Source organism: Shewanella sp. Pdp11 (genome assembly GCF_002838165.1).
Lineage (GTDB): Bacteria > Pseudomonadota > Gammaproteobacteria > Enterobacterales > Shewanellaceae > Shewanella > Shewanella hafniensis.
Window position 1 is genome coordinate 51766 of the sequence record NZ_CP015194.1, and the last position, 14454, is coordinate 66219.

Here is a 14454-nt window from a genome sequence, read left to right on the forward strand (position 1 = left end):
CGCATTGCTTATATTGATAGCCGCTTACGCTGGCTGATAGCGCATATCTAAATGGGGAATTCCATCTTCTAAATACATCTCAGAGCAGGCGACAAAGCCGAGTTTTTGATAGAAGGCTTTAAGGTAATCTTGGGCGCCAATTTGGATCCCCGCATCGGGCCAAGTCGTCAATGCCGATTCGATGGCGTGCTGCATTAAAGGCATGGCTAGCCCTTTGCCTCGTCCCGCAGGCGATACCACCACGCGGCCAATACTCGCCTCTGGATAACTTAAGCCCGGCGGCAAAATACGCGCGTAGGCAAGCAGTTCCCCGTCTGGCGATAAGCTCATTAAATGCAGGGTTTCTGGGTGTCTATCCTTCTCATCAAGCTCAGGATAAGCGCAGGCCTGCTCGACCACAAACACATCGACTCTTAACTTCAATATGTCATATAGGGTATTGGCATTTAATTGATTAAATGTAAGATTTTGCCACTGCAAACGATTATCCCTCTGTAAATCATCGAAAAAGAGCTTTGAGTCTACCACAGCATAAAGACCATAAAAAAGCGCCTTAATCCGTGAGGACTAAGGCGCAAAGCTGTTGCGTAAACCAATAGATCTGGGGAAATCTATGGCGACAACAGGATAACGAAAAACGTTATTACTCAACCATGGCATCGTGGGCCACAGGCCCAGCCGGTTTACGGATCAGCAGCACAGCGAATACGGCGATGAGTAGCAGAGCGCCCATGATGTAAAACACATCGTTATAGGCCTGAATATAAGCTTGCTGACTCATGGTTTTGCCCAGTAAAGCTTTCGCCTGCGCGGCAGCGGTATAGGGATCTGAACCCCCCGCCTGCAACATGCTTGCGCTTTGGGCTAAATAATCCTGTGCCTGCGTGCTCACTGCGGGTAAGGATTCCTTAATATGGGCCAAATGCCCGCGCGACAAAGTGTCAGTCAGGGTCGCAACCAGCGCAATACCAAAGGCGCCGCCTAAGTTACGCATCACGTTTAATACCGTCGACGCCGAAGCATTTTCATGGGGTTTTAAATGCATGGTCGCAAGCATACCAATAGGCACCAAAATAAACGGCTGACCTAAGGCACGCACCACTTGCGAGGCGATCATCTGCGGTCCGGCATAATCTGCGGTCATCTGGCTATTCATGTAATAGCTAATGGCAAACATTAAAAAGCCAAAGGCAGCGAGATAACGACTATCGAAGCGCTCCATTAATTTTGGTACTAAAGGCAAGACTAATAGCTGCGGAAACCCCATCCACATAATCACGCCGCCAATTTCTAACGGTGTGTAATCATGGACTTGCGATAGATAAAGCGGGATCAAATAAATAGCGCCGAATAGTGCCATCCCCAATAAAAAATACGCCACGGTGGAGAGCACAAAATCACGCTTACCGAGCAAGCGCAAATTCACTAACGGTTCTTTACGCCTTAGCTGGATCCAAACAAACAACACCAGATTGACTACGGCAATTATGGCCAGATTACGAATGAGCTCCGATCCAAACCAGTCCTTGCGGTTGCCCTCTTCGAGCACCACTTCAAGGCAACCCATACCCAGCGCCATAGTGACTATGCCCGCCAGATCGACATTCTTCAGCTTATCCCAAACGACCGACTGCTTTTCTAAACCATAGGCCAACATCGCCATCACCAACAAGCCCGGTGGCACGTTGATATAAAACAGATAATGCCAGCTAAATTGCTCGGTCAACCAACCGCCTAAGGTCGGGCCGATTGAAGGCGCAAAGGTCGCCGTCACGCCAAATAACGCCATGCCGACGGCACGTTTGTTATCGGGTAAAAACTCAAGGATAAGCCTAAAGGCCAGCGGAATAAGCGCACCACCAAAGAAACCCTGTAGCGCCCGAAAGGCGATCATGGCCTCTAAGTTCCACGCCATAGAACAAAGTACGGAAGCAAAGATAAAAGCTGCCGTGGTCCATAACAGATAACGCCTGACCGACAATCCCGTACTGAGCCAGCCAGAGAGCGGGATCGCGATCATTTCAGCCACCAGATACGCGGTTGAAATCCAACTGCCTTCTTCGAGCGTTGCCCCAAGACTGCCTTGAATCTCCTTCATCGATGCATTGGTGATTTGAATATCGAGGATCGCCATAAAGGCGCCGATCAACCCACCAAATACCGCGATCCATGAGCAGCGACTGCCACGCTCATAATCGGTAGGCTTGTTAGGGACACTGATGCCCTGCGCCTCCATACCAGCAGACGCAGTGATAGAGCCAGTTGCGCTCATACTAACGACCTGTATTTGCAGCGATTGCCGATGTAGCTGGACCCGACGCCGTATCCACTTTCACGACCGCACTTAAGCCCGGTAGCATGTGTGCTTCTTCCTCAGACAAATCTAAGCGAATACGCACGGGAATACGTTGGACGATTTTAGTGAAGTTACCTGTAGCATTTTCCGCCGGCAGTAAACTGAATTTGGCTCCGGACGCCGGTGACAGACTATCGATAACACCTATAAAGGTTTTGTCGGGAAACGCATCGAGACTGACCTGCACCGACTGTCCTGGTTGCATATGTTGGATCTGGGTCTCTTTAAAGTTCGCCGTGATCCACACTGCCCCATCCGGAACCAAACTGTAGAGTGCTTGGCCGGGTTGCACATACTGCCCCACCATAGCGCCACGTTTACCAATCACCCCAGAAAAAGGTGCGGTCACACGGGTATCATTTAACTGAATTTTCGCCAATTCTAAGGTCGCATTGGCCTGATCTACTACTGAACCCGCCTGATCTAATTGGGCATTAAACACAGCTAACTCACGTTGCTTTGCCACCAATACGGCTTTGGCTTCATCGAGGCGCGCCGCGGCAGAATCGAATCCCGCCTGCAGTTGATCGACATCATCTTGGGAGCTGTAGTTACTGACTTTAAGTTTTTTTGAGCGGCTCAATTGTTGCTGCGCACGAGTGTTATCGGCCTGCGCCGCCACCACACCGGCACTGGCTTGGGTGATTAACGCGCGTTGCAGTTCCACCTTAGCGGCTAAGGTTTGCAAATCCGCCTTCGAACTTGCCAATGAGGCTTCAGCTTGGCTCACTTTGGCGCTAAATTGGTTATCTTCGAGCTGAGCTAATAGCTCACCCTTTTGTACATGCTGGTTATCAGTCACATCGCTTAACACCACATAGCCCGGCACTTTAACGCTGATATGGGAAATATCGGCCTCAACATAAGCGTTATCAGTGGTTTCGATAAAACGTACCTGTGTCCACCAGTAATAACCGCCTCCCGCAACCGCAGCGAGTAACAGTGGAACGGCGATAATGAGTTTACTTTTGGACATGAATGACTCCTTGATTAGTGATATCTAGTGTACTACTGTCTCACTAAGTTTATTAGTCAGTAAAAAATCAACCCACTGTTTCACAGGTGTAACAATGATGGATCTCAATCGCGTGCAAATTTTCGCTCAAGTGGTCGAGCAAGGCAGCTTTACGGGCGCCGCCAAAGCCCTTGGGATCACTAAGGCAACCGTCAGTCGTAAGATAGCCGAACTCGAAGCCGATACCGGCACCCAATTGTTATTCCGAACGACCCGCGCCCTAAAACTCACCGAAGCCGGATCGAGTTATTACAATAGGATCAATAAGATCCTCACCGATCTGCAGAGCGCCGAAAATCAGCTTAGTGCCCACCAGCAATTGATTAAAGGCAATCTCAAAATCGTTTGCCCGATTGAATTAGGTCAATTGTTTTTAGGACCGATTTTCGCTCAGTTTTTAAAGCTTTACCCCGATATCACCATAGAGGCTGAACTCACAAACCGTAAGGTCGATGTCATAGAAGAAGGCATAGATCTGTTATTTCAAATTGCCGATTCTGGCGACACTCGCCTGCAAAGCTATGCCTTAGTCAACGCCTATAAATCGTTAATGGCAAGCCCTGCTTATTTGGCTGAGCATGGCACCCCCAAAGTGCCACAGGATTTAGCCAAACATAAAGCGATCCGCTTACAGTCGGCGCATATTGAAGGAGCATGGAAGTTATTCGATGGCAAAACTTGGATTGTCGCCGAGCCCATGACTCAACTGACGGTAAACAATGTCACTTTAGCCCGCGAGGCCGCAATTGCAGGGCTTGGGATCACAGCGGTGCCCTCCATCATTGCCCAAGTGGCATTAGAAAAAGGCGATTTAATCCCGCTGCTTGATGACTATCCTATGGTACAAACTAAGGTCGTGCTCAGTTATCCACAGCGGGCCTACTTACCCCGAAAATATCGCGTCTTTATCGAGTTTATCTATTCCGCATTATTTAAACGTTGGGGATCGCAAGTATTGGAAGTGCCCGATTTTATCGGCCAAGCCGATCAGGGCGAATAAACAAAATCGATAAAATAAAGCGATCAAAACAGTAACAACTATAACTTTGTAAAGCTTAAATCGCTGCCATAGGGATAAATCCGCTATGTCATAATTGCCTTAATCCCTAAGCCCCTATAAGCTTGGCAAGGTAACAGGCTGCAAAAGACCTTAGGTTTTCCTGATACAGTTTGCACAATAAAATTTAACATTTAATCTCAATTTTGGAGGAAACCTAATGAGCTTAATTAAAGAGTTCAAGGCTTTTGCGTCCCGTGGCAATGTGATCGACATGGCCGTTGGTATCATCATAGGTGCCGCATTCGGCAAAATAGTCTCGTCCTTCGTGGCCGATGTCATCATGCCACCGATTGGCATCATCCTAGGCGGCGTGAATTTTAGTGATTTGAGCATAGTGCTACAGGCAGCTCAAGGTGATGCGCCTTCTGTGGTCATTGCCTATGGCAAATTCATTCAGACTATTATCGACTTTACGATTATCGCCTTCGCCATTTTTATGGGTTTAAAAGCCATTAACACCCTAAAACGCAAGGAAGAAGATGCGCCTAAAGCGCCACCAGCACCGACCAAAGAAGAAGAGTTGCTGTCTGAAATCCGCGATCTATTGAAAGCTCAACAAGAAAAATAATCTCAAACTTAAGTGTCACGCATAAAAAACCCATCTCTAGAGATGGGTTTTGTTTTTACATCAGCGAGATAAGTGATTACTCAACTTCAACATGCACAGTTTCACTGTAATCTTGCACTACTTCTGCCACCCGAATGCGATAAGAGTTAAACAAACAAGGCACTATACCCGTTTGCTCGGCAATACTGTGGACCATCTGATTGCGCCATTGGGTAATAGAGGCTTGGTCCTCCCAGAACGACAGGCTCAGTACTTTGCCATCGTCGGTTAAGCTCTGAAAACGTTCGATCGAGATCAGCCCCGTACGACCTTCTAAATATTGGCGCATTTCAGCCGCCACGTGCAGATACTCTTCCTTTCCTTCCTTTGTCGGGATGACTTCAAAAATTACAGCGATCATAACGCTCTCCAGAAATTAACGTCCTTAAATGTCGACTTTAAGATTAGCCCAACCACGGCGCGATAGCTCGCTGATTTTTAGACTTTTAGTCAATCTGATAACTCTGTCTACAATGTGGGCAATAACCCGAAATATAACAAGTTATTGCCCACGATGACGGCTTACTTGAGGTTAACCAAGCTCATCGATGCGCTTATCGCGTCGATATAGCCAACGATATAAGGTCGGCAACACTAGCAAGGTCAGCGCCGTCGAGCTAAACAAGCCACCGATAATCACCACTGCCAGCGGCTTTTGGATCTCACTGCCAACCCCCGATGACAATAAAATCGGGATCAAGCCTAAGGCCGAGGTCAATGCCGTCATCAACACAGGGCGCAAGCGCCCAACCGTGCCCTCATAAACACAATCATAAAGAGCTTCGCCGCTTTGCCTGCGCTGATTAATCGAATCTACCAGCACCACGCCGTTGAGCACGGCTACGCCAAATAAGGTGATAAAACCAATTGAGCTAGGCACAGATAAATAAGTGCCACTGACATACAGGGCTACTATGCCGCCAATCAAGGCTAAGGGCACATTCGCCATGATGAGTAACACTTGCTTGAATGACCCAAAGGAGAAGTACAACAGCAAGGCAATCAAGGCGATAGAAATCGGCACCACTAGCATCAGCTTTTGCTGCGCTCGCTGCTGATTCTCATACTGGCCGCCAATGATCACTGTATATCCCGCGGGTAAATCCGCCTGTGGCACTAAAGCATAAATGTCTTTCACCACAGAGCCCATATCGCGCCCCGCTACGTTGGCCTGCACCACCACTCGGCGCTGCACGTCGTCACGGCGAATATTCGGCGGCGCCATTTCCACTTCAACGCTGGCGACTTCGCCTAAGCGCACAGTGGCGCCATTCGTGCCACTGAGTAACAAGTCTTTAATCGCATCAGGGCTTTGGCGAAACTCGGCCGCGAGGCGCACATTGATGTCGTATCTGGCATTGCCATCGATCACTTGCCCTGCACTCGCGCCGCCAATGCTTTGGCTGACAAGGCTCATCACTTGATCGACACTAATGCCGTAACGCGCCAATAACTCGCGTTTGGGCCGCACGACCAATTGCGCTTCTCCACTAACTTGCTCTAATGACACATCCACGGCGCCGGGGATTTTCGCGACAAGATCGCTGAGCGCTTGGCCTTTCTCCGATAACACGGCTAAATCAGGGCCGAAGATTTTGATCGCTAACTGGGCTTTTACCCCCGAGAGCAATTCATCGACCCGAGTCGCAATCGGCTGCGAGAAAGTCAGCAAGAGGCCGGGGAACACACTGAGTTTTTCCTCCATCAGGCGTTGCAACTCTAAGCGCGAGCTTGCCGATTGCCATTCAGATATCGGCTTAAGCCCAATATAGACCTCGATATTACTCACAGGCTCTGGATCGCCACCAAGCTCAGGCGCACCAATGCGGCTCAGGGCATATTCCACCTCGGGAAACTCCAGCAAGATAGCTTCAAGCTTGGGCGCAACCGCCAAAGACGTGCCTAAACTCGCGGTTGGCGCCAGCGTGACCCTGAGGTTAATCGTGCCTTCTTCCAACTCGGGCACAAATTCAGTACCCAGCCTTGGCAGCAACAATAAACTCAAAGCAAACATCAATAAGGCACTGAGCATCACCACCTTTGGCCTAGCAAGTGTTGCCGCCAGTAACTTGCGATAAGCGGCATCCAGCGGCGCTAAGACCACACTTTGTTTGAGTACCACACCGCGCTTAAACAGATACACAGCAAGGGCTGGCACGGCAATCAGCGCCACCAGCAGCGCTGATATCATAGCCAAAATGATACTGACCGCCATAGGTTGGAACAGCTTGCCCTCAACCCCTTCCAGCGCAAATAGCGGCGCAAACACCACTATGATAATGGCGGTCGCGAAGAAGATTGGGCTGCAAACCTCTTTCGCCGCGAGCATGATACGCACAGCCATACTGGCCTGCAGACCACCGTCCTCATCGCTATGATATGGGTCTATTTCACCATCGGCGCGGCTTCTCGCCTGGGCTAAGTGGCGGCGGTCTGGTTGAGTTAAATGTTTGAAAATATTCTCTACCATCACCACAGAACCGTCGACTAACATACCAATCGCCACGGCTAAACCGCCGAGCGACATCAGGTTTGCCGACAAGCCATAATAGGACATCACCATAAGTGCGAGCCCGATAGACACAGGAATAGACAGCAGCACCAGCAAGGTCGCACGGATATTCACGAGGAACAGCGCCAAGATCACTACGATAAACACAAAGGCCATTAACAACGCATCACGCACTGTGGTCACGGCCTTATCGACCAGTTCGGCTTGATCGTAAAACACCTCAAAGGACACGCCATCGGGCAATGCCTGTTCGATAAGACTCACCCGCGCGCCGATATCGTCAATCGTCGCCTTAGTGTTTGCCCCCATGCGTTTGAGCACGACCCCCGCCACCACTTCGCCGAGGTTTTGTACTTTGCCAGATTCATCGCGGCGAGTCATAGTCACAGCGCCGACACGGATTTCACTGCCAAAATCCACCTGAGCGATATCGCCCACCCGCACGGGTGTGCCTTTATCCTCCGTAAGAGGGATCTGCGCGATCGCCGCTAAGCCTTGTACTCCTGCGGGCAACATGCCGTAACCGCGTACCACAAGTTGCTCTTGGCCTTGGTCCATAAACCAACCGCCAGCGTTGCGGTTATTGCTCTCTAATGCCTCGGTAACTTGCGCCATCGACAAGCCATAGGCGCGCAGTTTATTCGGGTCGACCTGCACTTGGTATTGGCGCACATCGCCACCAAAAGACAAGACTTCAGTCACGCCGCCAACGGGCATCATGATGAGTTTTACCAGGTAATCGTTCAAACTGCGCAGCTCGGCGGCATCGATACCTGAGCTAGGTTCGGCGCGCAGAATGTACTGATAAATCTGCCCTAATCCCGAAGTATTCGGGCCGATTTCCGGCACACCGACACCGCTTGGGATCATCTCCCGCGCCGCCTGTAACTGCTCAAACACTTGCTGGCGGGCGAAATAAATATCCGTCCCTTCGGCAAATACCACAGTCACGATCGACAAGCCGGTGCGCGACAAGGAACGTACCTCTGTCACCGCTGGCAAGGCGTACATGGCCGACTCCACCGGATAACTGATAAGTTTTTCCACCTCTTCTGCGGCTAAGCCTTCGGCCGCAGTATTGATGGTCACTTGCACGTTAGTCACATCGGGAAAGGCGTCGAGATTCAATTTTGGCAGCATGGCCACGCAGCCCACAATCACGGCGAGTAGAGCCAATACCACTAACAGCCGGTTTTTAATCGCGGCTTCGATTAATTTTTGCAACATAAAAAATCTCCAAAATGAGGGCGCTCATATTAGTGGGCGTGAATATCAAAGCCCGCTTTCGCCAGCTCAGATGCCAAGAAGAACGCGCCAGCCACCACGACCTTGAGCTGTGCCTGTTGGGCTTTTTCAAGCTCAGGTCCACGTACTAGACTCAAACCGCGCTGACGCTGCACCACTTCTACCTCAATGGACTCGAAGCCATCCTCATCTTGAATAAAAATCTGCCAATCGCCATCGCCGCTGCGGGTCAACGCCGCATCGGGCAGCACTATGCCACTGCCGTTTGGATCGGTAGTAGAGCCAGCAAAGTACAATTCAGCAAATTGCCCCGCATGCAGTACATGGTCAGGATTGGGCATACTCACCAGCACTTGCTCGGTGCGCGTTACACTGTCGAGTTCATGGGAGCGACCTATGATCTTGCCCGCCAAGGTTTTATCCCCCACTTGCACTAAGGCCGGACCACCGACAGTGATATGTGCGGTTTGGGTTGGGGTTAACTGTGCTTCCACCCATAAATAAGACTCGTCGGTCAGCTGCATTAACGGTGTGCCCGCACTAAACACTTGGCCTAACATGGCGATATCTTGCTGCACTCGGCCATCAATTGGCGCTAAAAGTTGATAACTGCCTATGGCTTCGGGCGTCGATTCCAGTGCACGAATTTGTGTTGGCGTCATCTTAATCGCCTCTAAAATCGCCCGTTTAAGTTCGGCATCCACCTGAGCCTGCATCCGCCGACTAACGCTAACCGCACCTTCACTCATGCGCTTAACTCGGCTCCATTCAGCAGCAGCATTGATGTAGTCCGCCTGCGCCTGCGCAACGGCTGAGCCGCCCAAGGTCAGTAAAGGCTCACCTTTTTTGACTTCTTGTCCCGGCACTACGTGGCGCGCCAACACTCGCACATCGAGCTGCGGCGCAAGGGTCGCGGTGCGATCGCGATCCACCACTAAGGTCGCCGTCGCCCTGATATCCAAATTCAAATTGGTGATATTCAAGCTATCGCTCGACAAAGGTAATAAGCTAATCCCCGCCAAAGCTTGCTGCGTTTCGGTCAATTTCAGCGCCTGTTCGCCGTGTTCATCCGTCGGCGCCGTTTGCGTTACCGAATCACTGCTTTCCTTAGCCGCGGGTGCGTGATCACCGCCAGCCAATACAGGCTGAGCGCTAAATACCAACGTGCTCAGCACGAATAATGCGAGCGCGATTTTTGATAGGTTAAATCGACGCTTTTCAGGCGTTGTTACAGCATCCAGTTGAAGGACATTTTCGTAGTGAGTATTTAAATTCATTATTGTGACCTCATGGGTTTACTGAGCGCGCGGCGGCATTGGGCATGTGCGGAGGTGCTTGGCTGATCTGTTCAGCGCTACCATCCAAAAAAGGCATAAGCTGGCCGCTTTCGCCCATCCACGTCAACCAGCTCTGATAGATAGCCGTTTCTAGGTTTAAGCCCACCAAATAACTGGCGGCTAACTGCCGACGACTCTGTAAGTACTCGCTGGTACTCACATCCCCCGCCTGCCATTGCTGGCTTAAGGATTTAGCCGCTTTAGCACCTGACACTTGTACTAACTCGCGCCAGTCTTGGTAACGCTCAAGCAAACGCGGTAACGCATAGAGGAATTGTTTCTGCTTGGCGGTAAGTACTCGCTCACGGGCAAGATAGCCTTGCTCCGCGATAGCGATGCCCTTATCGGCCACGGCTTGTAACTCACTGTAGTTATTGCGAACTTGCAGGGGAATCGACACACCAACCCCAAGTTTATTGTCCGTACCTTCCTTTTCGGCGGCTAGACTAATGGTCGGGTCTGCTGACGTATCGGCCTTGACTTGCATGGCATTGACTCGCGCCAGCAGCACTTGCTGATAGGCACTCGCCAGAGCCGGCAAAGTGGATGTTAAGGGGCTCAACTCGGTTGCTGGTGCTTGCTTAGCCTGAGTCACGAAGACATGGATCTCCTTAATAAACTCGCTAAAGGCAAAATTATTATTTCCAAGTAACTCAATCACTTTGCCGTCGGCCACTAAGGCCGCCTGCTCAGCTAAGGCGTAATCGGCGGTGTTAGTTGCTAACTCGAGTTGCATCAATTGCAGCTCAACGTTGGATAAATCCCCCGCCGCCAACCGCTGCTTGGCAATACTGAGCTGCGCCTTAGTGAACCTTAATTGCTGCTCAGCAAAGGTCAGCGCCTTACGGCTTTGCGCCTGTTCTGCCAATGCCAGTAAGCGTTCGGCCAACATTTGGTTACGCTCTAAACCTATGTCCGCTAACAGGATTTGGGCTTCAAGCTCGGCACGTTTTGTCGCCACGCCGCGCTTATCAGCCCAATCGAGGGTTTGACTCAGACCTAAACTGTAGGAATCTGTGTCGGCATTTTGATAGTTAAGCCCAAGCTCAGGGTTATACACGGCGCGATCCGCCGCCTGAATGGCAAGCTCTGCTTGTTGCTGTCGTGTAAGCTGCGCCTGCACTTCAGGTAACTGATTGAACTGTGTGAGTAACGCGGGCAACCATTGGCCTAAAGCGACATATGGTGTGTCGGTTTCTTTGGCGGGCAACCCCAGTGATTTAGCCTTAAACACCTCGGCTTCAGGGGCTTGGGTTTTAATGTCTTTGGTTTCCAAGGGATTGGTTTCAAGAAAGACTTCAAGAGTGTCATTTTCTGCCGCGAGGGCAAAGGCTAACAATCCGGCGGCCAATACTAATCCGCAGCTCAACAAGCCCGATCGAAACAGGCAAGCCAAGGTACGGGCGAGAGTCGTTTTGTTCATCGCAAATCCTAACAATATCGAATGTGGATCGGCTGACTTTGCGCCCAAAGCGAGACTGCTAGATTCGAGCTTCATGTGAAATAGCTCAATGCAAAGCAATCCTATCGTTTGGGCATGGCAAATAAGCGCCGTTCGAATCATCCCGCCAAGTAAACATAGCTAAAACTATGCGTAACTTAAGCTATGCATAACCAACACACCGTATGGCTAAAGGCCAATGGCTGATACAACAACCAGGGCTGCCGAGCATCAGTTAACGCGCATTTTTGGGGATGAAAATACATGGCTTATCGCGCGGCGAAATAGATTGAGATTCAATAGAATGAATCAAGATCCTTAGACCGAGGAATAAGCTGGATAGTGGGGAATTAAGCTATTGGAGGACGGTACTTAGGCAAATTATCAGGCGGGAAATAGGCTAAATTAGCAGCGAGGAAAACGCTTTCCAAGGCTTGCACAGGTTGGCTTAGCCCAGGAGATAACAGCGCTACATGACCGCCATGGCATTGGCAATCGAGGCACAGGTCAAAATCCTGTAATTCTGTGGTTTTCACTAAGTGGGAATGCAATTCGTTGCTTTGGTTTTCACCCGCATGATGACTCGTGACACCCGTATAGTCAGCAAAACCTAGGGCTTGCTCGCTTGGACAAACGCAATCGACACATTGGGCCAAAGTGGTCACTTGGGCGCTAAATTGCAGATGGGGATGATTGTCGGCTTCTTCCGCGCCATTGCCAGCATGTAACTGATGCGCCCCCAAATTCGCGCCAGCAAATTGCAGCACGATAATGGCTATCAGTAAGGTCACCATTCGAGTAAAAAATGGCTTAGCGGTAGAATTCAAATATCACCTATAGCAAATAACGGATAACGGATAACGGATAACGGAACATCTGACCCGTATGATAAACATAAGTTCACAGCTCGCAAGCAAAGTCTTTCAAGCTGTGATCTCTAAAGGCTAACGCTGACTTAAATACTCAGTGCTTATTTAAACACGCAACACTTATTTAAATACGCAGTGCTTAGCATAATCAGCGGCTTCATTGGCAGTCCAATCGCCAGATGGCTTCTCTTTCATCTGCTTACACCAAGCATCACTACCGACTTCTGGCGAGCAGGCACTCAATCCAGCGGTAAACGCCAGCACCAACGCAATGGCACTGATTTTTGAAACATTTTGCTTAGAAAAAGCGCGCGATTTAAATAAAGACATACTTCATTCCTTGTAAATACGGTCTACATTAGACCATTAGATATTCGAACGCTTAGTGATCCAAGCAATCGCTTTGGTTTTCTGCTCTAGGGGAAACCATGCCACTTCGCCCTGCATAAAAGGACCAAGTAAGCGCACCGCATTTCCCACCCAATCAGGTCCGCCCACAAATACTAAGGCTTCAAAATTAGGTAATTGGACTTCACCACTACCTGTGAGTGACTCAAATTCCCAGCCCTCGAGTAACACATCGGCCTCAATATACAGGCAAACTTGGCCCCAATCCTTACGATAACTCTTAATCGCCGGCTGTAAACGGGTCCGATAATCGGTGGAGGATAGTCGGCCACTGGCAAAAAGACTGATAACACCCTTAGCAATATCGGGGATTTGGCATAACATAGAGGCACTCCGAATCGAGAACACTTTTGCAAGCAATGGCCTTGACCAATGCAATGGCAAAGAATGCGCCCGATGATAACAAATCTATTGAAAAGCCATAAGTGATTATTGATGGCTTCTCAATCCATGCTGAAAAATGCCTAAGTTTGCCATGATAAAAATCTCAAACCGTGTGGAACTTCAGGAAAATGAAATCGAGTGGCAATTTATCCGTTCGAGTGGCGCAGGCGGTCAGCACTTAAATAAAGTGTCCACCGCTGCGCAGCTAATTTTCGATATTAAAAGCTCATCATTACCCGAGTATTACCAAGAACGCTTGCTCAACAAGGCCGATCACCGCATCACTAAAAGCGGCAAAATCATCATTAAATGCCAAGCGAGCCGCAGCCAAGATGCCAACCGCCAAACGGCGTTGGAGCAATTTATCGCCTTAGTCGCCAGCGTCGGTGAAGTGCAGAAAAAACGCATTCCTACCCGCGCCACCAAAGGCAGCCAAACGCGGCGATTAGAAACCAAGAAACAAAAAGGTGCCACTAAGGCCATGCGTCAACAGAAGAGTGACTATTAACTTAGGTGACAATTAACTCAAATGACAGTCAACTTAGGCAATTGCTAACTCGGTACCAGAGAAATAACCGCAATTGAACCCATCCAACAATGGCACAAGATGTCAAAGGTATAATCAGCTCGTACATGCTCAGCTCGCACACAATCGACTAACGGATAATGCAAAATCGATTTGAACAGGTTAAGTTAGTGGCCTATGTAGAAAACTGAAATAAATTTTTCCAACTTTAATCCCAGCATTAATCCCAAGGCATGTCGTAAAGGAAAGCGCAATGAGTCACAAAATTTTGCTCGTCAATGGCCCCAATCTCAACCTCTTAGGCCGCCGCGAGCCCAGCGTTTACGGTCATCAAACCTTAGCCGACATAGTGGCGGAGTTAAACCAGCAGGCAAAATTGGCGGGAGTTGAGCTCGAACATATTCAGTCCAACGCCGAATTTGAGCTAATCAATGCGATTCATGCAACCGATGCCCAGATGATTATTATCAATCCCGCCGCCTTTACCCATACCAGCGTCGCCCTGCGTGATGCCTTGCTTGGCGTGGCAATTCCTTTTTTTGAAGTACATTTATCCAATGTGCACGCCCGTGAAGCCTTTCGCCACCATTCCTATTTTTCCGATAAGGCAATAGGCGTGATTTGCGGTTTCGGTTCACAGGGTTATGAGTTTGCGCTGGCGGCGGCCATTAAGCGGCTCAACCAGCCACAGTAA

Annotated in this window: 14 protein-coding genes; 4 read left to right on the forward strand and 10 right to left on the reverse strand. The window is 49.7% G+C overall.

The genetic code is table 11. From position 1 onward, the window contains the following. Positions 1-24: 24 nt before the first annotated feature. The 3 genes from AYJ58_RS00270 to AYJ58_RS00280 form a co-directional block, all read right to left on the reverse strand. Positions 25-480 (reverse strand): GNAT family N-acetyltransferase, encoded by a 456-nt coding sequence (locus AYJ58_RS00270; protein ID WP_106651708.1) that lies wholly within the window; start codon positions 478-480, stop codon positions 25-27. A 163-nt stretch (positions 481-643) separates the two neighbouring features. Further along, positions 644-2272: a DHA2 family efflux MFS transporter permease subunit gene (locus AYJ58_RS00275; protein WP_106648255.1), complete on the reverse strand. Its 1629-nt coding sequence runs from the start codon at positions 2270-2272 to the stop codon at positions 644-646. A gap of 1 nt (position 2273) precedes the next feature. Beyond that, complete coding sequence (locus AYJ58_RS00280) at positions 2274-3332, reverse strand: HlyD family secretion protein (protein WP_106648256.1); 1059 nt, start codon at positions 3330-3332, stop codon at positions 2274-2276. A gap of 94 nt (positions 3333-3426) precedes the next feature. Here AYJ58_RS00280 and AYJ58_RS00285 point away from each other — a divergent pair, with 94 nt between their 5' ends. Both AYJ58_RS00285 and mscL read left to right on the forward strand, forming a co-directional pair. Beyond that, positions 3427-4371, forward strand: coding sequence for a LysR family transcriptional regulator (locus AYJ58_RS00285; RefSeq protein ID WP_232790844.1), 945 nt, complete (start codon positions 3427-3429; stop codon positions 4369-4371). 217 nt (positions 4372-4588) lie between these two features. Beyond that, entirely contained in the window at positions 4589-4999 is a 411-nt protein-coding gene (mscL, locus tag AYJ58_RS00290) for a large-conductance mechanosensitive channel protein MscL (RefSeq protein WP_105250328.1), read from the forward strand. Between the two features lie 76 nt (positions 5000-5075). On the opposite strand, the gene AYJ58_RS00295 is transcribed toward mscL, so the two are convergent. The 7 genes from AYJ58_RS00295 to AYJ58_RS00325 form a co-directional block, all read right to left on the reverse strand. After that, positions 5076-5399, reverse strand: coding sequence for an antibiotic biosynthesis monooxygenase family protein (locus tag AYJ58_RS00295; RefSeq protein ID WP_106648257.1), 324 nt, complete (start codon positions 5397-5399; stop codon positions 5076-5078). 171 nt (positions 5400-5570) lie between these two features. Continuing rightward, a complete protein-coding gene (locus AYJ58_RS00300; RefSeq protein WP_106648258.1) occupies positions 5571-8777 on the reverse strand; it encodes an efflux RND transporter permease subunit in 3207 nt (1068 codons plus the stop codon). 29 nt (positions 8778-8806) lie between these two features. Beyond that, complete coding sequence (locus AYJ58_RS00305; RefSeq protein WP_106648259.1) at positions 8807-10072, reverse strand: efflux RND transporter periplasmic adaptor subunit; 1266 nt, start codon at positions 10070-10072, stop codon at positions 8807-8809. 10 nt (positions 10073-10082) lie between these two features. Continuing rightward, on the reverse strand, positions 10083-11555 hold the full coding sequence (locus AYJ58_RS00310) for a TolC family protein (RefSeq protein WP_106651710.1): 1473 nt from the start codon (positions 11553-11555) through the stop codon (positions 10083-10085). Between the two features lie 368 nt (positions 11556-11923). After that, positions 11924-12367, reverse strand: a complete 444-nt coding sequence (locus tag AYJ58_RS00315; protein ID WP_198555653.1) for a hypothetical protein — start codon at positions 12365-12367, stop codon at positions 11924-11926. Positions 12368-12562: 195 nt separating this feature from the next. Continuing rightward, on the reverse strand, positions 12563-12772 hold the full coding sequence (locus AYJ58_RS00320; RefSeq protein ID WP_106648261.1) for a DUF3012 domain-containing protein: 210 nt from the start codon (positions 12770-12772) through the stop codon (positions 12563-12565). A gap of 36 nt (positions 12773-12808) precedes the next feature. Further along, complete coding sequence (locus AYJ58_RS00325) at positions 12809-13174, reverse strand: STAS/SEC14 domain-containing protein (protein ID WP_011845671.1); 366 nt, start codon at positions 13172-13174, stop codon at positions 12809-12811. Positions 13175-13310: 136 nt separating this feature from the next. Here AYJ58_RS00325 and arfB point away from each other — a divergent pair, with 136 nt between their 5' ends. Then, entirely contained in the window at positions 13311-13742 is a 432-nt protein-coding gene (gene arfB / locus AYJ58_RS00330) for an alternative ribosome rescue aminoacyl-tRNA hydrolase ArfB (protein ID WP_106648262.1), read from the forward strand. A 271-nt stretch (positions 13743-14013) separates the two neighbouring features. Further along, a complete protein-coding gene (gene aroQ / locus AYJ58_RS00335) occupies positions 14014-14454 on the forward strand; it encodes a type II 3-dehydroquinate dehydratase (RefSeq protein WP_028759381.1) in 441 nt (146 codons plus the stop codon).